Source organism: Rhodoblastus sp. (assembly GCF_019449565.1).
In the GTDB taxonomy this organism is placed as follows: domain Bacteria; phylum Pseudomonadota; class Alphaproteobacteria; order Rhizobiales; family Beijerinckiaceae; genus Rhodoblastus.
Genome location: NZ_JAGRPM010000033.1, coordinates 1 through 23,413, shown reverse-complemented (window position 1 = coordinate 23,413; position 23,413 = coordinate 1). Strand labels below are relative to the sequence as shown.

Here is a 23,413-nt window from a genome sequence, read left to right as displayed (position 1 = left end):
CGCGCCGCCGCTTCGCAAGAAAGACGCCTTGACCTTTGGGGCATCAGGCTGGAACCTCCCGGCGACAGCTGAGCTCCCCGAAGGCTTCCATGACGCAGGATGGCGCCGAAGCGCGCGACGATCCACACCTGATCCAGCGGATCGCCGGGGGCGACCGGCTGGCCATGCAGGTCCTGTTCGGACGCCATCGCGTCCGGGTGTTCCGCTTCATCCTGCGCTTCGTGCGCGACGAGGCGGGGGCCGAGGACATTCTGGCCGAGGTCTTCCTCGACGTCTGGCGTCAGGCCGGGAAATTCGAGGGCCGCTCCAGCGTTTCGACCTGGCTGCTGTCCATCGCGCGATTCAAGGCGCTGTCTTTTGTGCGCCAGCGACGCGACGCGCCTTATGACGAAGAGGCGGCGGCGGAGATCGCCGACGAGGCCGACGATCCCGAAATCGAGATCGCCAAGCGCGACAAGAGCGCGGCCTTGCGAAACTGTTTGCAGAAACTCACGGTCGAGCATCGCGAGATCATCGACCTGGTTTATTATCACGAGAAATCGGTCGAGGAGGTCGCGCAAATCACCGGCGTCCCGGCCGCGACCGTCAAGACGCGCCTGTTTTACGCGCGCCAGAAATTGTCTGAAATTCTCAAACGCGCGGGCGTCGATCGAGGCTGGCCATGACCACACAGACTCCTCATCAGGAACTGGCCGAACTCGCGCCCTTCTATGTCGCCGGCGCGCTGACCCCCTACGAGCAGGCGCGTTTCGAGGCCGCTTTGGCTCAAGATCCCGAACTCGCGCGCAATGTCGCGGCGGCGCGCGCCGAGCGCGAAGAAATCCTGGCGCTGAACGAGGCCCTGCCCGCTCCCTCCGCGCGCGCCATTGACGCGCTGTTCGCGAAGATCGACGCCGAACCCTCGCGCAAACCGGGCCTTTGGGCGCGGCTCGATCTCGGCGGCGCGCTGGCGGGCCTGTTCTCGCCGCGCGCGCTGGGCTGGGCGACGGCGGCGGCCTGCGCCGTCATCGCCTTGCAGGCCGGCCTGCTGATCCAGTCAAAGCCAGGCCAGCCCGACGCGCCTTACAGCACGGCCTCCGGGCCGCAGGACAACACCCGCGCCGCTGGCGTCCACGCGCTCGTCGCCTTTGTCCCCGGCGCCAATATGGAGGCCATCGGGGCGCTGCTCGCCCAGACCGGCGCGCAGATCGTCGAAGGCCCGCGCGCGGGCGGCTTCTATCGCCTGCGCCTTGGCCCCGCCGATCTCGCCCCCGCCGAGGCGCAAAGAAAACTGGACGCGCTGCGTCAGGCGAATGCGCTGGTGCGCTTCGCCGCGCCAAGTCCTTAAAAGCTGTCCGTGAGGAGCCAAGCCATGAGGCTGACGAGCCCTTTCTTCGCCTTACTTGTCGCAGTCGCCCTGGCCGCGCCCGCCTCGGCGCAGACTTACGGCAACGGCATGATGCGCGGCGGTTATGATGGCGCTCCGGCGGGACCGCAAGGCGGCTATGGCGGCCCCATCCGCGGGGGCGGATATGGCATGGTCCCCGGCATTTTGCTGCCGGCCATCGCGGCGGGGGCTGCCGCAGCGACCGCCCAGGCCGGCGACGAGCCGCCGCCCCGCCGGCGTCATGCGCCGCCAAGCCGGAAGATCGCGCAGCCGCATCCCTTGCCGCCCCCGGCGTCACAAAAGCCCGCGCCGAAAACGCCGGAGCGAAAGCAAGTTCTGGCGGCGAGCGCGCGGCTCGATCTGCCGCCCAAAGGCGAGACGCGCTTTGAACCCAAAGAAGCGCTGGTGGTATTCAGGCCCCGCGTCGGCGATCGGCAGATCGCGGCGCTGGCGAGGCGCCAGAAGCTGGAGCCGGCGCAATATCGCGACATCGCTTTGCTCGGCCAGCGCGTCTATCGGCTGCGTTTTTTCGATAACCGCCCGCTGGACATCGTGTTGAAGGCGCTGGCCCGCGAACCCGTCGTCGCCTCCGTGCAGCCGAATTACATTTATGCCCTCGCGGACGACGCCTCGCCCGCCGCTCCCGCGCCGCAAGCCCCTGCGGAGAGCGCCGCGCCGGCGTCCTACGCCTCGGCCATGCTGCATCTCCCGGAGGCGCATCGCGTCGCGGAGGGCAAGGGCGTGCGGGTGGCGCTGATCGATTCCGCCATCGACCTGGACCACCCTGAAATAGCCGGTTCGGTGGTCGCACAATTCGATGTTTTCGCCGCGCCCGCCAAAAATTCGAGCCGCCACGGCGCGGGCATGGCCGGGGCCATCGCCGGCCACAAGCAGATCGACGGCGGCGCGCCGGGCGCGCAGCTTCTCGCCATCCGCGCTTTCGACGAGACGGGCGACGGCGCCCACGCGGTTGGGCTGGACCTGCTCGCGGCATTGGACTGGGCGGTCGCGCAAAAGGCGCGGATCGTCAATATGAGCTTCGCCGGCCCCGCCGACCCGCTGCTGGCGCAAATGCTGGCGGCCGCGGCGGCGCGGAAAATCATCCTGATCGCGGCGGCGGGCAATGACGGCCGCGCGGCGCCGCCGGCCTTTCCCGGCGCCGATCCCCATGTCATCGCGATCAGCGCCGTGGACGAGCAATCGCGCCTATACGACCGCGCCAACCGGGGCGGCTATGTCGCGCTCGCGGCGCCGGGCGTCGACGTGCTGGTTGCGGCGCCCGGCGGCGCTTATGATCTGACCAGCGGCACCTCGGTCGCTTGCGCCGAGGTCAGCGGCGTCGCCGCCCTGCTGCTGGAGAAGGCCCCTGACCTCGACGGCCCCGGCGTCCGCCGAATTCTGCGCGATTCCGCTCTTGCGCTCAAGGACGCGCCAGAAGCCGGCGCCGGACTTGCCGACGCCCAGGCCGCGCTGCGGCGCGCGCGGTGAAACCATCCCGAAAACTGCGGGGTTCAGCGCCCGATGACGCGCGGATCGATTTTTTCGGGGCGCGATAGATCCCAGCCTTTATGCTCACGCGTTTCGGGCGCCAGCGAAAGATCGCCGAAGATGGAATAGCCGATCATCAGAAGCGCGCAGAGGCCCGTGAAATAGGCGGACAGGAAATAGAAACGATCCAGCCATTCGGCGGAGCTGAAATTGATCCGGGCGCCGTTTGCTTTCTTGCCGAGAAAATATCGAAAAATGCTCATGGCGGCGATGCCGAACTCAAAGCCGACGAAACCAAACAGCGGAAATCCGCCGCGAATACAGCCGCGCCGGGTCTTGAAATGGATTTTCGCCCTTGGGCGTTTCGTTTTGGTTAATTGGCGCGAAAACCAAGGCCGATGCGGAGCTTTTCAGGCTGTGAGGGCCGCGTGAGGGCCAAATTTCAGGCCAAACCGCCACAGGCCTTGATTTTGTCTAGCTTTTCAATAGACTAAATATGCTTACTCACTGTCCTGCGAGTGAAGCTTGTGCGCAGCGCCCGCCCCGGATGTACGGGCGGGCGCTTTTTTTGTCCGCGCGGAGAATAGTCGCGCCGCGCCAGCGGCGCCGCTCAAAACCTGCCGTCGACCTATTGACGCCTGATAGGGCCTGCTCAATCCTGAAGCGTGCAGCGGGTTGATCAAGATGAAGCTTACGAAGATTGATGTCGCGGAGGCCCATATCAGGGCCGCGGTTCGGCTTTTCTTTGCTTGCGAGCACCCGGTCCCGGTCTATTCGCTCACCTGCGCGGCTCGCGAAATTCTTACGACGATCGGAGAAAAGACCGGCGTCGTCACACTCTTGCACGAATACGCCGCCGACCACGGCATCTCGCTCAAGGAAGCAATTCGCAGTGCGAGCCCGTTCGCAAATTTCCTCAAACATGCGGACAGGGACCCGGACGCTGTCCTCGAGGGCTTCGAGGACGATGAGATCGACCCTTTCCTGCTGATCGCCTGCTGGGACTTTCATAAAATCGCGGGCGGCATGCCAATCGAGGCGCAGGTATTTGAAGCATGGTGGTATGCCGCGCATACCGAGAAACTGTCCGAAGCGCCGCGCGCCATCAGGGAGTTGGTGAGGCTTTCGCTCCGGGTTTTCCCCATCGGCTTCAGGGCCGCGACGCGCGACGAAAAAAAGCGGAGGGGCCTTGCCTGCCTCGTGAAAGTTCGAGACGACCCTGCTCTGCGGATGAAAATCAAGCGAGTGGTCGAACGTCCCAAAAAGCAATAAGTGCAGCGTGTCGTTTGAAGCAGGCGGCGAAAGTCGAGCCGATTGGCGCGGCTACTTAAAGCGAGCCGATGCGCATTCACGGAAAAAAGCAAAAATATCGTATTTCAAGGGTTAGTGGCGGAGGGAGCGGGATTCGAACCCGCGATACGGTTTCCCGTATACACACTTTCCAGGCGTGCGCCTTCAACCACTCGGCCACCCCTCCATTCGTATTTCCGGGGGCGGAACTCCCCGACGAATTTCGCGTCTTTATAACCGCCTGTCGCGCCAACGCAAGGCGAAGACGCCGCCTTTCGCAAATCTTTCACCGAGAAGGCGGATCGCCCTCCGCGCCCAGCCTTACTCGGCGGCGGCGGTCGTGGCCTTGAACGTCACGTCCTCGCTGCTGGCCGTGACCTGCACCGCCATGCCGCAGGAGCGCGCGACGAGGCCAGTGAAATAGGGCTGGATGCCATGAGCGTCCACCGAGCCGCTTTCCGAGCGGCCTTCCAGCAGATCCGCGACATGGCTGGCGAGCTTGAGATTCGGGCCCTTGACGGTGACGTCGATGCGGGTCTCGTCGCCTTCGCCTTCGATCACCACATGCATCACGCCGCCGCGCGGGATGCAGGCCGCCGCGATCAGGCAGAGGTTGAGCGCGAGCTTGACCTTGTTCTTCGGCATGAACACGCGGGGCGCGTCCCAGATCAACTGGGTGCGGTCGTCGGCGAACAGGCCGCGCGCCACCTTTTCGGCGTCGCCGGTGTCGATCGAGGCGCCCGCCGAGCCAGCCGCACCGAAAGCGAGGCGGCAGAATTGCAGCCGCGCCGAGGCGGTCCTGGCGCTCTTGCGGATCAGGTCGAGCGCGAATTCGCGCATGCCCTCGTCCTTGTCCTCCTCCAGAACCTCCAGTCCATTGACGATGGCGCCGACGGGGCTGATCACGTCATGGCAGACGCGCGAGGCCAGGAGGGCGGCGAGATCGAGTGGTTCGAGCGCGAGAATGTTCATGAGATGGTTCCGGTCTGGTCAGGCGAATCAACTGCGGCAATCGCGCGGGCGCGAGGGGACTCTAGCCCGAATTCGGCTTCGCTTGAACCCGGAAGTCCGCACCGCGCGACGGCGGCGGCGGAGACGGATGTCGAATTCAGGCGAAAGAGATAGACGAAAGGGCTGGGCGCCGTGGAGAGGAAGCCCTTTCGCGGGCGCCTCCCCCAGCTTATGTAGGGGATTGGTTAGCGCGAGGTTAGCGGCGGGAAACCATGACGGACCGAATGCAGGATGACGACGCCCTGGCGGAAATTTTCGCCTTTCTCGCCCTCAAGGCGGGCGCCGCCATCATGCGCGTCCGGGCGTCTGGCGCCCGCGCGCGAATCAAAAGCGATTCGAGTCCGGTCTGTGACGCCGACCTGCTCGCCGAGGAAATCATTATAGAGGGCCTGGTGCGCCTGGCGCCGCGTTTCCCGATCGTCGCGGAAGAACTTTGCGCAAGCGGAGGAACGCCAGAAATCGATGGCGGGCCCTTTTTCCTGGTCGATCCGCTCGACGGCACCAGGGAGTTTCTGGAGGGGCGCGACTGTTTTTCGGTCAATATCGCCCTGATCCGCGATGGTGTGCCTGCGGTAGGCGTCGTCTTCGCGCCCGCCCGTGGCGAAATGTTCGTCGCCGGCAGCCACGCCTGGACCTTTGCCGCCGAACCCGAGGGCGGCATGCCGCCCCGCGCGGAATGGCGGGAGCTGCATGTCCGGTCCATGCCCGAACGCGACGCCGTCGCCGTGGCGAGCCGAAGCCATCTCGACACTGGAACCAAGCGTTTCCTTGGCCGTTTGACGGTCCGGGACATCGTTCCGATAGGATCGTCGCTGAAATTCTGCCTCCTCGCCTCCGGCGAGGCCGACGTCTATCCGCGCTTCGGCCCCACCATGGAATGGGACACCGCCGCCGGCGACGCCGTGCTGCGCCGTGCGGGCGGCGTGGTGCTCGACCTGTCCGGCGCTCCCGCGCTCTACGGCAAGGCGGCGCGCGAATTCGCCAATGGTCCCTTCATCGCCTGGGGCGACCCCTCGGCGGCGGCCCGTTTCCGGGCGTCCGGCGTCTGTTAATGAACGGTTCAGCCTGAGCCGCGATAATCCGGCCCTCAAACAAAGCTCAAACAGAGCTTGAGGGAGCATGGGCCATGAACAGCATGTCGCGGCGCGCCCTCTGCGCGAGACTCGGGCTTGGCGTCTTCGCCGCCCTGTCCGGCGTGGCCGGCGGCCTGATTCCCGCCTTGGCCGAAGAGCGGCCGATTCCCTATACCGACAATGAACTCATCGACAACGGCCACCGCTTTTTTGGCTCGCTCTCGCGCGGCCTGGCCGAAGCGATCCAGTCGGCGACCAAACGCTGGGGCCAGCCCAACGCCTATGTGCTAGGCCAGGAGGCCGGCGGCGCCTTCGTCGGCGGCGTCCGTTTCGGCGAGGGCACGATGTACACCCGCAATGCGGGAGATCGCCGCGTGTTCTGGCAGGGGCCGTCGCTGGGCCTCGACTATGGCGCGGATGGCGACCGCACCATGATGCTCATTTATAACCTGCCCTCGACCGAGGCCCTCTACCAGCGTTTCGTCGGCGTGGACGGCTCCGCCTATCTGGTCGGCGGCTTCGGCGTCACGGCCCTGACGGCGAATGGCGTGACGGTGGTTCCCATCCGCACCGGCGTCGGCGCCCGGCTCGGCATCAATATCGGCTATCTCAAATTCACCGAACACCCCACCTGGAATCCGTTCTGACCGCGCCGCCGCTTTGCAATGCAGCGGCAAAAATGGCAGTGTGAGGCGGTTTTCGGGCGCATTCGCCGGCGCCGTTTCACAGGCAGGAACCCTTGGTCGAGCAGATCGTCGATTTCGCGCTGGGCTTTGTCATTTGCGGCCTCATCGGCCTGGCCTTCCTGCCCGTCGTCTCGGCGCGCGCGCGACGGCTGACGCTGGCGCGAGTCGAATCACGCCTGCCGATGACCTTCGACGAGATTGAAGCCGACCGCGACCTGCTGCGCGCGCGTTTCGCCGCCGAAAATCGCGCCCTCGAACTCAAGGCGGCGGAAGCCCGCGACGGTCGCGCCGCCGACGCCGCGGAGCTGGGGCGGCGGGCCGTCGCGCTGATGCGTACAACCGAACAGCTGGAGCAGACCACCGCGCTGCTGAACGAACGCAATTCCCAGCTCGCCAAATCGCTAGAGTTCGGCGAGAAAACGCAGGCCGCGCTCGATGAGACACGCGAGACGCTGGCCCAGCGCCAATCCGAGCTGACCGCCCTGCATGGCGAATTCGACAAGCTGGCGGAGGAGCGGCGTCGGCTCGACAATCGCGTCAGCGAGCTTGAGACGGCCCTGGAGGCGGCGGGCGGCAATCTCCAGGACGCGCGCGAGCGGCTGGCCGCCGTCGAAGCGGCGCGGCGCGAGATCGCGGCACAGGTCGAGGAGCTTTCCAGCCGCAACAGCGCAATGGCGGCCGATCTTGCGGAAGCCGAGCGCCGCGCCGCCGATTTCGAGGCGCGCCGCGCGCGGATGCTGGCGAAAATCGCCGCCGAGCGGAAGCGCGGCGAGGAAATGGAAAGCGCGAATCTTGACCTGCGCCGCCGGCTGGTCGAACGGCCGGTGGCTGCGCCGTCCGGCGAGCCAATGGCGCGAAACGGCGCCGGCGAAGAGGGCCAGCACGCCAATGGCGCGCCGACTTCGCCCAGCGCGGAGCAGGAATTGCTGGACCTGCGCGAGGCCATCTCCCGGCTCGGGCGTCAGCTCGCCCATATGGAGCGTGTTGACGATTAATGCGCGGCGTCCGCCGACGGCGCGACAACCGGCCGGCGCATCAGGGGCACGACCCCCACCATGACGACAAACAGCACCGCCATCCCCAGAAACACGTCGGCCAGAGCCATGACCAGCGCCTCGCGTCGCGCCAGCGCCGCCAGCTGACGGGTCGCGGCCAGATTGGCCTGATCCCCATGATGGGCATAGAGCGCGCCGAACCGCGCCAGATATTCCTGCACCTGCACATTGCCCCAGGTGAGCTTCTCGTGAAGCCGCTGGATATGAAGATCGAAGCGATTGTTCAGCGTCGTGTTGATAATCGCCAGTCCCACAGCGCCGCCGAGATTGCGCGTGACATTGAACAGGCCCGAGGCGTTCTTCAGTTTGTCCGGCGGCAAGGTGCCCAGCGCGAGAGTATTGATTGGCACCATCATGAACATCAACGAGAAGCCGCGCAGCATCTGCGGGATCAACAACTCCTGGAACGCCCAGTCCCTCGTGATGAAAGCGGGCATGGCCGCGCCCCAGGCGAAGCCCAGAAAACCAATTCCGATCATCACGCGCAGATCGACCTTGCCGAGCAGCCGCCCGACAATCGGCGCGGCGATGAACTGGCACAGGCCGGTGACGAACATGGTTTCGCCGATCTGCAAGGCGGAAAACCCGCGCACGCGGGCGAGATAGATCGGATAGACATAGGTCAGGCCATAGAGCCCGACTCCAAGGACGAAGGAGGCGAGCGAACCGGTCCAGAAGTTCCGGTTGTGGAAGGTGGAAAGATCGACAATCGGATTTGGCGCCTTGAAAGCCTGCCAGAAGAACAGGATCGCGCCGGAGCCCGACAGCAGAGCCGCCCAGACGATTACGGGATCCTCGAACCAGTTCTTGCCGGGGCCTTCCTCGAGCAGATATTCCAGCCCGCCGAGGAACAGGGCCATGGAAACGAGTCCGATCCAGTCGAAGTTCTTCAAAGCGCTCAGATCGGGCCGGTCGAAATCGACCAGCGCCAAAACCGTCAGGGTCACGGCGATTCCCGGCCCGATATTGACCAGGAACAGCCAGCGCCACGAGAACAGATCTGTCAGATAGCCGCCGACCGTCGGGCCGATGGTGGGCGCGAGCGTGGCGACGAGGCCGACGATCGGCGCCACGATCGACATCTTGTTGCGCGGAAAGATCGAATAGGCCGCCGCGAAGACCGTCGGAATCATCGCCCCGCCGATAAAGCCTTGCAGGGCGCGCCACAGGATCATCTGGTGGATGTCGGTCGCTGTCGCGCAGAGCAGGCTCATCAAGGTGAAGCCCCCGGCGGAAAAAGCGAACAAAAGCCGGGTCGAGAAGGCGCGCGAGAGCAGGCCTGACAGAGGGATCATCACCACTTCGGCGACGAGATAGGCGGTCTGCACCCAGGTGACTTCGTCGGCGCTGGCGGAGAGACCAGCCTGAATGGTCGAAAGCGAGGACGAAACGATCTGGATGTCCAGGATCGCCATGAACATGCCAAAGACCATGGCGATGAAAGCGATCAGCCGGGCGGCCGAAAACTCCCGGCCAGCTTCGTCGTCAGGCGTTGCGCCGGACGCCGGGCCGGTCATTCGCTCTTGCCGCCGCTCTTGCCGCCCGAGCCCGTGTCGACGTCCACGATGACAGACATGCCGGCGCGCAAATGATTGCCATCGGCGGAGGCGAGGCGGATGCGCACGGGGAATCGCTGGGTGATCTTGGTGAAATTGCCGGTGGCGTTTTCCGGCGGCAGCAAAGAGAATTCCGAACCGGAGGCCGGCGCGATGCTCTCGACGACGCCTTCCACTTCCTTGCCGCCATAGGCGTCAATGTGGATCAGCGACTTCTGGCCCGGCGCCAGGCGGTCGAGCTGCGTTTCCTTGAAATTAGCCTCGACATAGTAACGGTCGTCCGGCGCTATGGCCATCAACCGCGCGCCGGGCTGGACATATTGTCCGGGTTCGACGACGCGATTGCCGAGCGTACCGTCGAAGGGGGCCTTGATATCCGTGAAGCTGAGATCGCGCTCGGCCCGAGCGGCCGCAATGGCCAGTTCGGCGCGCACGTGCTCCGCCTCCCGCACCGAGGACTGGAGCACGACGAGATTGGCGCGCGCCCCGGCAAGCTGCGCCTGCGCTCCGGCGAGCGCGGCGTTCGCCTTGTCGCGATCCGCGATGGACTGGTCGTAACGCTGTTTCGAGGCAAAGGACGACGCGGCGAGCGAGCGCACGCGTACAAGCTCCGCCTCGGCGCGCGCGACTTCCGCCCGGGCGGAGTCGATTTGAGCCTCGGCCTGCGCGACGACGGCCGATTGCGCGTCAGCCTGCGCCTTGATTCGCAGAATCGCGGCTTCCTGGGTCTCGACCTTGCGCCGCGCCATGTCGACGGCCAGCTGGTAATCGCCGGAATCGATCCGCGCGAGCAGCTGGCCCGCCCGGACGTGCTGGTTGTCGACGACGGGCACCTGTTCGACATAGCCTGAAATCTTGGGCGAGACGATCGCAAGATCGGTCCGGACATAGGCGTTGTCGGTCGTATAGACAAAACGCCCCACCGAGACGTAATGCGCAAGAGCCGACCCTGCGTAGCCGAGGGCGAGAACGGCCAAAGCGGCGAGCCCCGCCTTTTTGAACTTGCTCCCGGGGGGCGATGCGACATCCGCCGCCGCGCCGCTGTCATTTGCATTCCAGGACGCGTCCGAGGAGGCGTCCGGGGCGGCGTTGATGGCGCCGCGCGAATCCGCCGGGGCCGGACGCGAAAAACCAGGGCCGGCAAATCCCTTTCCCGCAAAAGCCTGGCCGGATGAAGCGCGCGGCAAGAGGCGCGCCAGTTTTTCTACCGGAAGGGCCTTGCCTTCATTGGAGGGCGCAATGGCGCCTTCGCCGTCGATCAAATCGCGGCTAGGCGTTAAATCCTGTGGGCGGCTGGACGATTCGCTCATCTGATCCCCGAAAAAAACGCGCCAGAGGCAAATCCCTGGAAATCGATTTGGTCCCGCCGGACCGGCGGGCGAAATGAACGGCGCTGAGCGCCGCTTGCCTGCAATAAAGCCCGCTTTCGCGCGCATCTGAAAATCTGGCGCAAAAGGCTGAATATTTCACTTTCATAGTGCGAACCGAACGGTTCGGTCAAATAAAATGCCACCTAAAAGCGCGACGGTCGCGTCAGCTTTTTGTTAATCCTCTTGCCGTCATGGGCGCCATCAGGTGTAATAGTCTTGATTTCAATGGGTTGTATCAGGGGGGACGTCGGCTGGCGGGCCAGTTCGGCGGGTATTGAGCGGGCCATGACAAAAGGAAAAAGCGGCGCACCGGGCCAACGAAAGCGCGCCCTTCGCAGCGGCGTCCCGGCTGCGGCTTCCGGCGCGAAATCGGCAAGCGACAGCAAAGCGCGCCAGATTCTCGACGGCGCGCGTCTGGTGTTCCTCGCTGACGGCTTCGACGGCGCGAGCGTGAGTGACATCGCCCGGGCGGCTGGCGTCTCCAAAGGCACGCTTTACGTTTATTTTCCTTCGAAAGGCGACCTGTTCGAGGCCTTGATCCGGTCTGATCGCGCGCAGCAAGCCGAGCAAATGTTCCAGTTCGGCCCTGACGACGACGATCTCGGCCAGGACCTGACCCGCATCGGCCTTGGCCTGATGCGGAACATGTGCCGCGCCGAGCATCTCGCCCATATTCGCATGGTGATCGGCGCAGCCGCGAAATATCCGCAGATCGGCAAGGCTTTTTTCGAGGCCGGCCCCAAGGCGGGCGCGCAAAGGCTCGGCCTCTATCTCGAAAGCCAGATGGCGCGCGGCGCGATTGCGAAATCCGATCCCATGCTGGCGGCGGACCAGTTCATCCAGCTTTGCCAGACCAGCTATTTCAAGGCCGCGCTATTTTGTGTCGCCGAACCGAACGACGATGATGCGATTCAAGCGGACGTGGCCGCGGCGGTCGCCGCCTTCCTGCTCATCTGCCGGTACAAGCCAGCCGGCTGAGAAAGATTCAGGCGGTCCGCCGCTGGGGCGGCCGCGCCAGTTCGTTGAAGAACATGGCCTGGCTGACGATCGCCTTGACGGTTTCCGAGCGGAACGGCTTCGAGATCAGGAAGGCCGGCTCGGGCCGCTGTCCGGTGAGCAGGGATTCCGGATAAGCGGTGATGAAGATCACCGGCACGCCGAAGCTCTCCAGGATCTCGTTCACGGCGTCGAGACCGGAGCTGCCGTCGGCGAGCCGGATGTCGGCGAGAACCAGGCCGGGACGCGTGGCGCGCGCCAAAGCGACCGCCTCGGCCCGGGTTCGCGCCATGCCGACCACCGTGTGGCCCAGGCTTTCCACCAGTGTTTCGAGGTCCATCGCGATCAGCGGCTCATCCTCGATGATCATGACGCTCGTGGCGACCTGCGCGCCGATTTCGCGGCCTGCTTGTTCGATCATGGCGTCGAAATCTGGACGCGTCACGTCGAGGATGCGCGCCGCCTTGTCGGGATCGAACCCTTCAACCGCCGTGAGCAGGAAAGCCTGGCGCGGCAAAGGCGTGAGCAATTCCAGCCGGCTGTCGGTCTGCGAGCCTGGCGACTTGCCCTCGGAGGAGCGGCCGTTGAGCGGCATGGCGTTCCACACCAGCGAGAACAACCGATAGATTTCCCCGCGCGGCTCAGCGGAGCGATCGAACAGCGAGGGATCGGCGAGCAGGGTTTCGAGCACGGCGGCGACATAGGAATCGCCGCTCGCCTGCGAGCCGGACAGGGCGCGCGCATAGCGGCGCAGCAGGGGAATTTGCGGTCCGATCAGGCTTGAAAGAGACATGAGGGCCTCAAAGTGGGGACGGCGTTCGATCGTGGACGTAGCAGTATCCTAGCGCGAAACTTTGCTGCATTATAGCTCATGCGGAACAAATCTGCGCGAGCGGCGTTCTATGCGGACGCCGTAGCGCTCCGGACGGCCGAAACGGGAGCAGGGGTTGGCGCTGTATGACTGAAAGCGGACAAAAAGAGCAGCCAGTCGAACCGACGCTCGAGCCCCTCCTGCAGGCGCATATTGGCAAACAATTACGGAATATGTACGACGCCATGACGCGCGAACCCGTCCCGGACCGGTTCAAGCTTCTGCTCGACCGGCTGGAAGCCGGCGAAGAAGAAGATGCAACTACCGCCAAAGCCGGGGCGGACAAGGCCGGGGCCGTATGAATGAACAAGCCAGGCTTGGCCTGAAAGATTTGTTGCTCGCGGAGATCCCCTCGCTCCGCGCTTTCGCGCTTTCGCTCGCAGGCAATGGCGATCGGGCGGACGACCTTGTGCAGGACACCCTGATGAAGGCCTGGTCCAGCGCCTCTTCCTTCATGGAAGGGACGAATATGCGCGCCTGGCTGTTCACCATCATGCGCAACACCTTTTTCAGCCAATATCGCAAGGCGCGGCGCGAGGTCCAGGACGTGGACGGCGAAGCCGCCTCGCGCCTCGTGACTTTGCCCGACCAGCTCGCGCATCTCGATCTCGCCGATTTCCGCTTCCAGCTCGACCGTCTCCCCGCCGACCAGCGCGAGGCTCTGGTGCTGATCGGCGCTTCCGGCTTTTCCTATGAGGAAGCCGCCGAAATCTGCGGCTGCGCGGTCGGCACGATCAAGAGCCGCGTCAATCGCGCGCGCCATCGCCTGATGGAGCTGCTCGCCCTGTCCTCGGTCGAGGAATTCGGCCCCGACCCTGCCCTCTCCGAAAGCATTGCCGCTTCGCCCATGGTCGATTGACCACTCCGGTCTTTTCGTCTTGCGGCTGTCAAAGGGCGGGGCGACAATAGGCCCAAGTCCAACATTTCAAGCCGACCATTTTCGGGAAGACGCCCGCATGAGCCCGCTATCCCGCCTTCGCTCCGCCTTTTTCGCCCTTGTCATTTTCCCGTCTTTGGCCTTGGCGGCCGCCGACAAACCCTATGTCAATGACGATCTCGCCAGTTCGGCGACCCGACTGGAGCAGAAGCTCGCCGACGACAGCGCCGACCTGCGCGCCCACACGCCGCTCGCGGAGCTGCGCAAGCAGGCCGCCACCGTCGGGCAAAAGGGCGATATCGCCAAGATCCTGCCGATCCTCGGCGCCATTGTCGCCGCCGCGCCCCAGAGCGCCCCGGACTGGATTCTATTCGCCCGCGCCTCGCTCGCCGCCTCCATGAACAAGGGCGACGACGCCGAGCAGCTCAAGGACCAGGCGCAGGCCGCAGCCTTCGCCGCCTATCGCCACGCCCGCGCCAAGACCGAGGAAGCGACTGCCCTGGCGCTAACGGCCGAGATTTTCGCCGCGCGGGACTCCTGGCGCGACGCGCTCAACGCCTATCGCGCCAGCCTCGACGCCAGCCCCGTTCCGGCGGTGCAGAAGACCTATGCCGAACTGCGCGAAAAATATGGCTTCCGCGTGCTGGACTATAAGGTCGACAATGAATCGCTCAGTCCGCGCATCTGCTTCCAGTTCTCGGAAGATCTCGCGCGCGGCCAAAACGATTTCTCACCCTTCGTCTCGCTCGACGGCCGCAGCGGCGCCGCCGTTTCCAGCGAGGAGCGGCAGGTCTGCGTCGAGGGCCTGAAGCACGGCGAGCATTATTCCATCGTGCTGCGGCAGGGCCTGCCCTCCGCCGTCGGCGAAAATCTGCTGCGCACGCAGGATTACGCCATCTATGTCCGCGACCGTTCGCCGCAGGCGCGCTTCACAGGGCGCAATTACGTTCTGCCCCGCGTCGGCCCCGAGGGCGTTCCGGTCGTCTCTGTGAACACCTCAAAGGTGAAGGTCGAGATTTTCCGCATCGGCGACCGCAATCTGCTGCCCACGATCCGCTCCGAGGATTTCCTCGCCCAGCTTTCCGCCTATCGCCTGAAACAATTCGCCGACAGCGACGGCCAAAAGATCTGGTCCGGGAGCCTCGGCGTCAAATCCGAACTCAACAAGGACGTCGTCACCGACTTCCCGGCGCTGGAGGCGCTCGGCGAGCCGCAGCCCGGCGTCTATGTGATGAGCGCCACGGCCGCCGACGATCTCTCCTCCAATGGCGACGAGGATTATGGCGTCCGCGCGACGCAATGGTTCGTCGTCTCCGATCTCGGCCTCACCGCGCTGAGCGGGCGCGATGGCGTCACCGCGCTGGTGCGCTCGCTGGCGACCGCGGAACCCAAGGCCGGAATCGACGTGCGATTGATCGCCAAAAACAACGACCTGCTCGCGACCGCAAAGACCGACGCGCAGGGCGAGGTCCGTTTCGCGCCGGGCCTATCGCGCGGCCAGGGCGGCCTCGCGCCGGGGCTGCTCGTCGTCAGCGACGGCAAGACCGACTATAATTTTCTCGACCTGCAACAGAACGCCTTCGACCTCACCGATCGCGGCGTGAAGGGCCGCGATCCGCCCAAGGCGCTCGACGCCTTCGTCTTTGCCGAACGCGGAGTCTATCGCTCCAACGAGACGGTCCATCTCGCCGCGATCCTGCGCGATTCCGACGGCGTCGCCGCCGCCGCGCCATTGACGCTCGTCGTCAAGCGCCCCGACGGCGTGGAGCACAAGCGCGTCGCCCTGCCCGACCAGGGCCTGGGCGGCCGTGCGCTCGATCTCGTCCTGCCCGCAGGCGCGGCTTCGGGCGGCTGGACCGTGCAGGCCTTTTCCGATCCGAAAAGCCCCGCGATCGGCGAGACGAGCTTTCTGGTCGAAGACTATGTTCCCGAGCGCATGGACATGGTGCTGACGCCCAGGGCCGCCGCCGCCCGGCCCGGCCAGACCGCGCAGATCGGCGTCGCGGTGCGCTATCTTTATGGCGCGCCCGGCGCCGGCCTCGCCGTCACTGGCGACGTCGAGATCGAAGCCGCGACCGACCACGGCCTGCCCGCCCTCAACGGCTATGAGGCCGGCGTGGCGGACGAGGATTTCTCCTCGATCAAGAACGAGCTGGAAGAGTCGCAGACGACCGACGCCAAAGGCGCGGCGGTCGTCGATGTCGCGATTCCGCAGGTCAAGGCCACCCGCCCGCTGCAGGCCAAGATCGCCTTGCGCGCCGGCGAGGAAGGCGGCCGCGCCATCGAGCGCCTGACTTACCTGCCGCTGCTGCCGCCTGGCGGCCTGATCGGCGTGAAGAAGAATTTCTCCAACCTGCCCGACGGCGCGCAGGCGAGCTTCGACGTGATCGCCGTCGGCCCCGACGGCCTGCGGACGGTGCGGCGCAACGCCCATTGGTCGCTCTATCGCCTCAACAATGATTACCAATGGTACAAGCAGGACGGACGCTGGAATTTCGAGCAGGTCAAATCCTCGCGCCGCGTCGCGGATGGGGCGGTCGATCTGACCCCCGACGCCCCGGCGAAAATCGCCGCCGTGGTCGGCCTCGGCCATTACCGGCTCGACCTGCGCGACGACGAGCCCGGCGACGCCCAGACCTCCGTGACCTTCGACGTTGGCTGGTCGAGCCAATCCAAGGCGGGAACGCCCGATCAGCTCGATGTGACGCTCGACAAGCCGGCTTACGCCAGCGGCGAGACGATCAAGCTGAAGATCGCCGCGCGCAGCGACGGCAAGGCGACGCTGGCCGTGGTTGGCGACGGCGTGAAGGCGACCTTGCCGCTAGATCTCAAAAAGGGCGACAACGAAATCGCCCTGCCCGTCGGCAAGGATTGGGGCGTCGGCGGCTATGCCCTTGTGCTGGCCCATCGCCCGCTCGAGAAGGCGGCTGGCCGCATGCCCGGCCGCGCGCTGGGCCTCGCCTGGTTCGCGGTCGATCCCGCCGCGCACCGGCTCGATATCGCGCTCAACGCTCCGGCCAAGGCGCGCCCGCGCGAAAAGCTGAAACTGCCCATCCAGCTCGCGGGACTCACGGCGAATGAAGAGGCCTATGTCACGGTGGCGGCGGTGGATCTCGGGATTCTCAATCTCACCCATTACCAGACGCCGGACCCGCGCAATCACTTCTATGGCCAGCGCGCTCTGGCGACGGAAATCCGCGACATCTATGGCTTCCTGATCGATGGCTTGCAGGGAACGCGCGGGATGATCCGGTCGGGCGGCGATTCCGGCGGCGACGCCACCTCCGCCGAGAAGCCCAGCCAGGAGCCGCTGGCGCTTTACTCCGGTCTGGTCCGCGTCGGCGCAGACGGCAAGGCCGAGGTGGAATTCGACCTGCCCGCCTTCAACGGGACGGTCCGGGTGACCGCGGTGGCCTGGTCGAAGGGCCGGGCCGGCTCGGCCTCGGCCGATGTCATCGTGCGCGATCCGGTCGTGGCGCAGGCGAGCCTTCCGCGCTTCCTCGCGCTCGACGACCAGTCGCGGCTCAATCTGCGGCTCGACAATGTCGAAGGCGCGGCGGGCGATTACAAGCTGAGCGTCGATCTGCGCGGCCCGCTGGCGAGCGACGCCGCCGCGCTGCATCAAACCGTCAAGCTCGGCGCGGGCGCAAACGCCTCAGTCAATGTGCCGCTGCGCGCCACGGGAATTGGCGCGGGCGTCGTCGACGTGACGCTGACAGGCCCAAAATTCGAGGCCACGCAAAGCCTCGCGCTCAATGTCGAGCCGGGGACGAGCGCGCTGGTGAAGCGCAGCTTCCATGATCTGCAGCCGGGTGAAAGCCTCGTGTTGTCGAAGGACCTGCTCGCGGAATTCCTGCCCACGACCGGCGCCGTCACAGCGACGGCGGCGCCCCTCGGAAGCGTGGATGTCGCGGGCCTGCTGAGCGCGCTGGACACCTATCCGTGGTCCTGCTCGGAGCAGACGGTCAGCCGCGCGCTGCCCCTGCTCTATCTGAGCAAGCTTTCGGGCGCCGGCGGCCAGGCTTTGGCGGGCCAGGCTTTGGCAGGAGATGTTCCCGCGCGGGTCGATCACGCCATCGCCTTGCTGCTGTCGCGTCAGGATTCCAGCGGCGGTTTCGGCCTGTGGTCGACGGAAGGCGGCGAGGACATCTGGCTCACCGCCTTCGTCACCGATTTTCTGACCCGCGCGCGCGAAAATAAATATGCCGTGCCGCAGCGCGCGATGGACAATGCGCTCGACCGGCTGCGCAATTATGTCGTCAATTCCTCCGACGCCCGGATCGAGAATAGCGCCGGCCTCGCCTATGCCGTCTATGTGCTGGCGCGCAATGGCCGGCCTGTCTCGGGCGATCTGCGCTATCTCGTCGATGCGCGGCTAGACGCCTTCGACACGCCCTTCGCCCGCGCGCAGCTTGCGGCGGCGCTGGCGCTCATCGGCGACCGCGAGCGCGCCGGCAAGGTCTTCGCCTCGGCGAGCGACTTCCTCCAGAAGAGCAAGGCCGAGCCTTATTCCCGCGCGGATTATGGCTCGCTGCTGCGCGACGGCGCGGGCCTGCTGACCCTTGCCTCTGAAAGCCAAGCTGAGCAAGCGGTCATCGTCAAGGCGGCGCAAGTGGTCAATAGCGAAGCCGCCATGACGCCCCGCGCCTCGACGCAGGAGGAAAGCTGGATGGTGCTGGCGGCGGGGGCCATGGCGGCCCAAGCCGAGTCGCAGGATCTCGCCATCGACGGCGCGCCGCATCGCGGGCTTTATTCCGCACGTTTCGACGATTCCGCACTCGCGGCCAAGCCGGTGACCATCGTCAATCAGGGCAAGGCGCCGGTACGCATCGCGGTCAGCGTTTCAGGCCGCCCGACGCAGAAGGTGCCCGAGGAATCGCATGGCTACAAGATCGAGCGCGGCTTCTACCGTCTCGACGGAACGCCGGTCGAGGCCAACGCCATTGCGCAGAACGAACGGCTGGTGGTGGCCCTGAAAATCACCGAAACCGAGGCCGCCTATGCAAGGCTGATCCTCGAAGATCGTCTGCCGGCGGGGCTGGAGATCGAAAACCCGGACCTGTTCGACGGCGGTTCGACCGAAGAGCTGCAATGGGTGAAGGCGGAGGTGACGCCAACCCACAAGGAAGCGAAGGACGACCGTTTCGTCGCCGCCTTCGAGCGCAGCGGCTCGGACAAGGCGGTTTTCGCCATCGCCTATATCGTGCGCGCGGTGAGCCCCGGGAAATTTGTGCTGCCGCCCGCGACCATTGAGGACATGTACCGGCCGGAGCGGTTCGGACGCACCGGCTTCGGGACCGTCGAGATTTCGGGAAGCGCGAAAAAGTGAGCGGGACACGCCGGCGCGGATGGCTTTACGCCGCCGCCGTCACCGGGTTTCTCGGCCTGGCGGTCCCCGGCGCATGGCTGAATGTCGAGCGGGCGCTCGGCCCGCTCGATCTCTCCGCGCTGGACCGGCCTTCGAAGATTGCGCTCGACCGCGACGGGCAATTGCTGCGCGCCTTTGAGACGCCGGAAGGGCGCTGGCGGCTGCCGATCCGCGTCAGCGAAGTCGATCCCCGCTTTTTTACGCTGCTGAAAGCCTATGAGGACAAGCGTTTCGCGCAACATCACGGCGTCGATTACGGCGCCCTTGCGCGCGCCGCCTGGCAATATATCCGCCACGGCCGCGCCATTTCCGGCGGCTCGACCCTAACCATGCAGGCGGCCCGGCTGCTGGAGCCTCGCCCCGAGCGCAATCTCCTCGCCAAGGCGCGGCAAATTCTTCGCGCCCACCAACTCGAAGCGCAGTTCGACAAGGCGCGGATCCTCGACATTTATCTGGCGCTCGCGCCCTATGGCGGCAATCTCGAAGGGCTGCGCGCGGCGAGCCTCGCCTATTTCGGCAAGGAGCCGCGCCGCCTCAGCCCGGGCGAGGCGGCCCTGCTGGTCGCGCTGCCGCAGGCGCCCGAGGCGCGGCGCCCGGACCATGCGCCGAACGCCGCCCGCGCCGCGCGCGACCGGGTGATCGACCGCGCGCTTTCCGCCCATGTCCTGACCGAGAGCGAGGCGCGCCACGCCAAGGCCGAACCGCCTCCGGTCCTGCGCAAACCCTTTCCCAATCTCGCCGCCCACGCGACCGAGGCGCTCGTGCGCGCCCATCCCGAACGCAAGGTCTTGCGCCTGACGCTCGACGCGCGCCTGCAGGCGAGTCTCGAAAGTCTCGCCCGCGACCGCGCCGAGCGGCTCGGCCCGAAGCTGACCATGGCGATGTTGGTGATCGACAATGCGAGTGGGCAGGTCCGCGCCCATGTCGGCAGCGCCGATTATTTCTCGAAGGAGCGCGCCGGCGCGATCGACATGACCGAGGCGCTGCGGTCGCCCGGCTCGACCCTGAAGCCCTTCATCTACGCCATGGCCTTCGGCGACGGCGTCGCCCACCCGGAAACCCTGCTCGACGATTCCCCCATGCGTTACGGCGCCTGGAAGCCAGTCAATTTCGACGACAAGTTCCACGGCTCGGTCACCGCGCGGCAGGCGCTGCAATTGTCGCTCAACCTGCCGGCGACGCAATTGCTCAACGAGATCGGTCCGGCGCGTTTCGTCGCGCGGGTGCGCAGCGCAGGCCTGACTCTCGTTCTGCCGAAAGACTCCGACGCGGGCCTTGCCATTGGGCTCGGCGGCGTCGGCGTGCGGCTGCGCGACCTCGCCCGGCTTTACGCCGCCTTTGCGCGCGGCGGACTTGCGCCGGAGCTGGTCGAAAGCCTCGACGACCCCCGCCCGCCGCTGGCGCCGCGCCGGATCGTGGAGCCCGGCGCCGCCTGGCAGGTCGCCGACATTCTTCGCTTCGCGCCGCCGCCCGACAATGCGCCGCTCGGCAAAATCGCCTTCAAGACCGGCACGTCCTATGGCTATCGCGACGCCCTGGCGATCGGCTTCGACCACGCCCATACGGTGGCCGTCTGGGTCGGACGGGCCGATAATGGCGCGGTTGCCGGCCTGATCGGGCGGCAGGTCGCGGCGCCGATCCTGTTCGGCGCTTTCGCCCGCATCGGCGGCGCCAACGAGCCGCCGCCCCGCCCACCCGGGGTGCTCGTCGCGACCACCGCGAACCTGCCGCCGCCGCTCCGGCACCTGAGGCGCGACGGGCCGAAGATCCTGTCCGCGACCTTCGCCAATCCGCTGAAAATCACCTTCCCGCCCGATGGCGCGCGCATCGACCTCGGCCTGCTGCTTGCGGCGGCTGCAGGCGAGGACAAGCCGGAATTGGCGTTGAAGGCGCAGGGCGGCGCTCCGCCGCTGACATGGATGGTCAATGGCGCGCCGCTGAACGAGGCCGCCAACACCCAGAGCCAGCGCCATGAAACGCGCTGGACGCCCGACGGCGCGGGTTTCGCCCGAGTCTCGGTGATCGACGCCAATGGCGCCGGCGACAGCGTACTGGTGCGCCTCGAATAGCCGGGTCAGTTTCCGCGATAATAAGTCTGCGGATAATAGTCGCTGGGATAATAATTACGCGGGTAATAGGTCGGCGTCTCATAGACCGGCGCACGATATTGCGGTTGCGGCGGCGCGATGGGCGCCGGGGCCGGCGCGGGCGCGACATGAGTCGCTGGCGGCGGCGCATAATTCTGCGCAAATGACGGCCCGCCTGTCCCAGACAAAAACAGGACGACGAGCGGAAGAAAAAGACGAACGTGGATTTTCATGGCTGGGCCGCCAGTTGGAAACGACAGCCATCTTCTTAAACGCCTAACCTGGCCTGGAGCCTGCCAGGGGACATTCCACGCCATAATGCAGGACGCCCGGCCGCTCTCGCGGCCGGGCGTCCAATCGATCAGTGAAGACGCCGATCAGTGATGGCGATGGCGGCGATGCTTTTTCGCCGGCGGGACATATTGCAGGGACAGGCCCGCAATGCCGGCCGCGACATTCAGGCCGGTCTGCGAATTCAGCGACACCGGCTGGAGGGCGATGGTGCTGGCGCTGCCGCCAACGAGCACATTGGCGCCAAGGCCGACGCCGACCGTCACCGAACCCGTCACGCCGCCGTAGCTGCCGGCGAGAGCGCCCCCGGGAAGGCCGGTGGCCGGCGCGAATACGGCCCAGCCAATTTGTCCGGCCCCGGTCGGGCCGATATCGACGCCGACCTTGGTGATCGTGCCGACATAATGCTCAACGGCGCCGCTGACGGACGCGAACTGGCAGTTCAGCGCGCGCTGCGAGCCGATGATCAAGCCTTCGCCGCCGGCGACGTCACAGCGCAAGGTGCCGATTTGCGTCTGGTCGGCGGAAGCGGCTTGCGTGGAGAACGCCAGGGCGGCGACGGATGCCGCGAAAATGATGGTACGCACGAACATAGGGAAGATCCTTCCTTGAAACAGCGGCCGGGCAACCGCCTCAACGCGGGAAATCCCAGGCTCTCAGCGGCGGTCTGCGAAAAAAGGCCACCGCGCCGCATTATCACCGTGAACTGCGCCATTGCAATAATAAAACACGTACAAAGGCTGGGGCCGGAACGCCGGGCTCCCTTACAAAATGCGTCGCTACACGGTCACAATGGACCCGGAATCGGCGCGCCCCGGTTCTGGGTAGCATTTTCGCGGCGGGATTTTTTTGACAGTGCGCAGATCCTGCCGATCCCGTCGTAAAACTTTCATCGTTTTCACGATTTATCGCGCTCTAGACGGTGAAAGCACGAAGCAAATACCTCCTGCTTCCACACCCGGCTTCCCGCAAAAGAGTTTCGAAGCGTCAAATGGCCTTTCTGGAACAGCATTTCATCGACGATTCCATCCACCTGTTGATAGCTCTGGCTTGCGGCGCGGGAATAGGCTTCGAACGTCAATGGCGTCAGCGTCTGGCCGGCCTGAGGACCAATACGCTCGTTTCGCTAGGCGCGGCGATCTTTGTCGTTTTCGCCGGGCAGTTCTCGGACGAAAGCCCGACGCGGGTCGCTGCGCAGGTCGTCACGGGAATAGGCTTTCTCGGCGCGGGCGTGATCTCCAAGGAAGGCGCAAATGTGCGCGGCCTCAATACCGCAGCGACGCTCTGGTGCTCTGGCGCGGTCGGCTTGCTGGCCGGCGCGGGTTATTGGCGACATGCGCTTCTGGCGGTCGTTCTCATTACCTCGATCAATCTCTTCCTGCGCCCGCTGATCGCGATGATCGACCGGCAGCCAATCGAAAGCGCCGAAGTGGAAACCTTCTATCTTGTCACGATGATCTGCCGATCGGATGAGGAGGAAAAATTCCGCGCCCTCCTGCTGCAGAATTTTTCGACTGGTGGTCTCCACCTGCGGGAACTCGACAGCGCCAATATCGAAGGGAGCGACCGTGTCGAGATCGCCGCCCAGGTGACGTCCGACAGGCAGCGGGAACTGGCGCTTGAACTTGTTGTCGGCAGGCTCAGTCTGGAAACCGGTGTGACGGCCGCGCGCTGGAAGCGCGTCACCAATCTCGTCTGATTCAAATTCGACCGTTTTGCGCTATCGCGGCTTCGCGAGAGCCGAAAGCTTAACGAAAAGGGCGGCCTTTCGGCCGCCCTTCGCGCTTTCCTGAACTTTTGGCTCAGTAGGAATAATACATGTCGAACTCGACCGGATGCGGGGTCATGTCCGTGCGCATCACGTCCTGCATCTTCAGCTCGATGTAAGCGTCGATGAAGTCGTCGTTGAACACGTCGCCGGCCTTCAGGAAGGCGCGGTCCTTGTCGAGGCTCACGAGCGCCTCGCGCAGCGAGCCGCACACCGTCGGGATCTTCTTCAGCTCGCGCGGGGGCAGATCATAGAGATCC

At 65.5% G+C, this 23,413-nt stretch carries 20 protein-coding genes, 1 tRNA gene and 1 pseudogene; 13 read left to right on the top strand and 9 right to left on the bottom strand.

Annotated features, from left to right (window positions below; translation table 11 throughout):
* Window positions 1-89 precede the first annotated feature (89 nt).
* The 3 genes from QZ409_RS08095 to QZ409_RS08085 are packed head-to-tail and all read left to right on the top strand — an operon-like array spanning window position 90 to window position 2,854.
* Complete coding sequence (locus QZ409_RS08095) at window positions 90-665, top strand: sigma-70 family RNA polymerase sigma factor (protein ID WP_296709173.1); 576 nt, start codon at window positions 90-92, stop codon at window positions 663-665.
* Window positions 662-1,327: a hypothetical protein gene (locus QZ409_RS08090; protein ID WP_296709170.1), complete on the top strand. Its 666-nt coding sequence runs from the start codon at window positions 662-664 to the stop codon at window positions 1,325-1,327. Before QZ409_RS08095 ends, QZ409_RS08090 begins: the two co-directional genes overlap by 4 nt.
* 24 nt (window positions 1,328-1,351) lie before the next feature.
* Window positions 1,352-2,854, top strand: a complete 1,503-nt coding sequence (locus QZ409_RS08085; protein WP_296709168.1) for a S8 family serine peptidase — start codon at window positions 1,352-1,354, stop codon at window positions 2,852-2,854.
* A 23-nt stretch (window positions 2,855-2,877) separates the two neighbouring features.
* Here the strand turns inward: QZ409_RS08085 and QZ409_RS08080 are convergent, their stop codons facing one another.
* Window positions 2,878-3,117 carry a hypothetical protein gene (locus tag QZ409_RS08080; protein ID WP_296709165.1) on the bottom strand — a complete coding sequence of 80 codons (240 nt, stop codon included), beginning with the start codon at window positions 3,115-3,117 and terminating at the stop codon, window positions 2,878-2,880.
* Window positions 3,118-3,694: 577 nt separating this feature from the next.
* Here QZ409_RS08080 and QZ409_RS08075 point away from each other — a divergent pair.
* Window positions 3,695-4,126: a hypothetical protein gene (locus QZ409_RS08075; protein ID WP_296709161.1), complete on the top strand. Its 432-nt coding sequence runs from the start codon at window positions 3,695-3,697 to the stop codon at window positions 4,124-4,126.
* Between the two features lie 115 nt (window positions 4,127-4,241).
* On the opposite strand, the gene QZ409_RS08070 is transcribed toward QZ409_RS08075, so the two are convergent.
* A tRNA-Ser gene (locus tag QZ409_RS08070) sits at window positions 4,242-4,331 on the bottom strand.
* A gap of 134 nt (window positions 4,332-4,465) precedes the next feature.
* Window positions 4,466-5,116 (bottom strand): histidine phosphotransferase family protein, encoded by a 651-nt coding sequence (locus QZ409_RS08065; RefSeq protein WP_296709158.1) that lies wholly within the window; start codon window positions 5,114-5,116, stop codon window positions 4,466-4,468.
* A gap of 251 nt (window positions 5,117-5,367) precedes the next feature.
* On the opposite strand from QZ409_RS08065, the gene cysQ reads away from it, so the two are divergent.
* The 3 genes from cysQ (at window position 5,368) to QZ409_RS08050 (ending at window position 7,909) form a co-directional block, all read left to right on the top strand.
* Window positions 5,368-6,207, top strand: coding sequence for a 3'(2'),5'-bisphosphate nucleotidase CysQ (cysQ, locus tag QZ409_RS08060; RefSeq protein ID WP_296709155.1), 840 nt, complete (start codon window positions 5,368-5,370; stop codon window positions 6,205-6,207).
* Between the two features lie 83 nt (window positions 6,208-6,290).
* A complete protein-coding gene (locus QZ409_RS08055) occupies window positions 6,291-6,875 on the top strand; it encodes a DUF1134 domain-containing protein (protein ID WP_296709283.1) in 585 nt (194 codons plus the stop codon).
* Window positions 6,876-6,967: 92 nt separating this feature from the next.
* Complete coding sequence (locus tag QZ409_RS08050; protein WP_296709152.1) at window positions 6,968-7,909, top strand: hypothetical protein; 942 nt, start codon at window positions 6,968-6,970, stop codon at window positions 7,907-7,909.
* Here the strand turns inward: QZ409_RS08050 and QZ409_RS08045 are convergent.
* Window positions 7,906-9,486, bottom strand: a complete 1,581-nt coding sequence (locus tag QZ409_RS08045) for a DHA2 family efflux MFS transporter permease subunit (protein WP_296709149.1) — start codon at window positions 9,484-9,486, stop codon at window positions 7,906-7,908. The two genes, QZ409_RS08050 and QZ409_RS08045, sit on opposite strands and share 4 nt — an antisense overlap.
* Complete coding sequence (locus QZ409_RS08040) at window positions 9,483-10,835, bottom strand: HlyD family secretion protein (protein WP_296709146.1); 1,353 nt, start codon at window positions 10,833-10,835, stop codon at window positions 9,483-9,485. Before QZ409_RS08040 ends, QZ409_RS08045 begins: the two co-directional genes overlap by 4 nt.
* Before the next feature lie 345 nt (window positions 10,836-11,180).
* Between QZ409_RS08040 and QZ409_RS08035 the strand changes: the two genes are divergently transcribed.
* Window positions 11,181-11,873: a TetR/AcrR family transcriptional regulator gene (locus QZ409_RS08035; protein ID WP_296709142.1), complete on the top strand. Its 693-nt coding sequence runs from the start codon at window positions 11,181-11,183 to the stop codon at window positions 11,871-11,873.
* A 7-nt stretch (window positions 11,874-11,880) separates the two neighbouring features.
* Here QZ409_RS08035 and QZ409_RS08030 read toward each other — a convergent pair whose 3' ends face one another.
* Window positions 11,881-12,684, bottom strand: a complete 804-nt coding sequence (locus QZ409_RS08030) for a response regulator (protein ID WP_296709139.1) — start codon at window positions 12,682-12,684, stop codon at window positions 11,881-11,883.
* A 164-nt stretch (window positions 12,685-12,848) separates the two neighbouring features.
* Between QZ409_RS08030 and QZ409_RS08025 the strand changes: the two genes are divergently transcribed.
* The 4 genes from QZ409_RS08025 (at window position 12,849) to pbpC (ending at window position 21,076) form a co-directional block, all read left to right on the top strand.
* A complete protein-coding gene (locus QZ409_RS08025; RefSeq protein WP_296709136.1) occupies window positions 12,849-13,064 on the top strand; it encodes a NepR family anti-sigma factor in 216 nt (71 codons plus the stop codon).
* Window positions 13,061-13,621, top strand: coding sequence for a sigma-70 family RNA polymerase sigma factor (locus QZ409_RS08020; RefSeq protein ID WP_296709132.1), 561 nt, complete (start codon window positions 13,061-13,063; stop codon window positions 13,619-13,621). The genes QZ409_RS08025 and QZ409_RS08020 overlap by 4 nt, the downstream gene beginning before the upstream one ends.
* A 97-nt stretch (window positions 13,622-13,718) precedes the next feature.
* On the top strand, window positions 13,719-18,968 hold the full coding sequence (locus QZ409_RS08015; RefSeq protein WP_296709129.1) for an alpha-2-macroglobulin: 5,250 nt from the start codon (window positions 13,719-13,721) through the stop codon (window positions 18,966-18,968).
* 56 nt (window positions 18,969-19,024) lie between these two features.
* A complete protein-coding gene (gene pbpC / locus QZ409_RS08010; protein WP_296709280.1) occupies window positions 19,025-21,076 on the top strand; it encodes a penicillin-binding protein 1C in 2,052 nt (683 codons plus the stop codon).
* Window positions 21,077-21,081: 5 nt separating this feature from the next.
* Here the strand turns inward: pbpC and QZ409_RS08005 are convergent, their stop codons facing one another.
* Window positions 21,082-21,327, bottom strand: coding sequence for a hypothetical protein (locus QZ409_RS08005; protein ID WP_296709125.1), 246 nt, complete (start codon window positions 21,325-21,327; stop codon window positions 21,082-21,084).
* 144 nt (window positions 21,328-21,471) lie between these two features.
* On the bottom strand, window positions 21,472-21,978 hold the full coding sequence (locus tag QZ409_RS08000; protein ID WP_296709122.1) for a DUF992 domain-containing protein: 507 nt from the start codon (window positions 21,976-21,978) through the stop codon (window positions 21,472-21,474).
* Window positions 21,979-22,376: 398 nt separating this feature from the next.
* Between QZ409_RS08000 and QZ409_RS07995 the strand changes: the two genes are divergently transcribed.
* Window positions 22,377-23,084 (top strand): MgtC/SapB family protein, encoded by a 708-nt coding sequence (locus tag QZ409_RS07995; protein WP_296709118.1) that lies wholly within the window; start codon window positions 22,377-22,379, stop codon window positions 23,082-23,084.
* Between the two features lie 103 nt (window positions 23,085-23,187).
* On the opposite strand, the pseudogene glnA reads toward QZ409_RS07995, so the two are convergent.
* Window positions 23,188-23,413: pseudogene (gene glnA / locus QZ409_RS07990) on the bottom strand (glutamine synthetase); the annotation flags it as partial.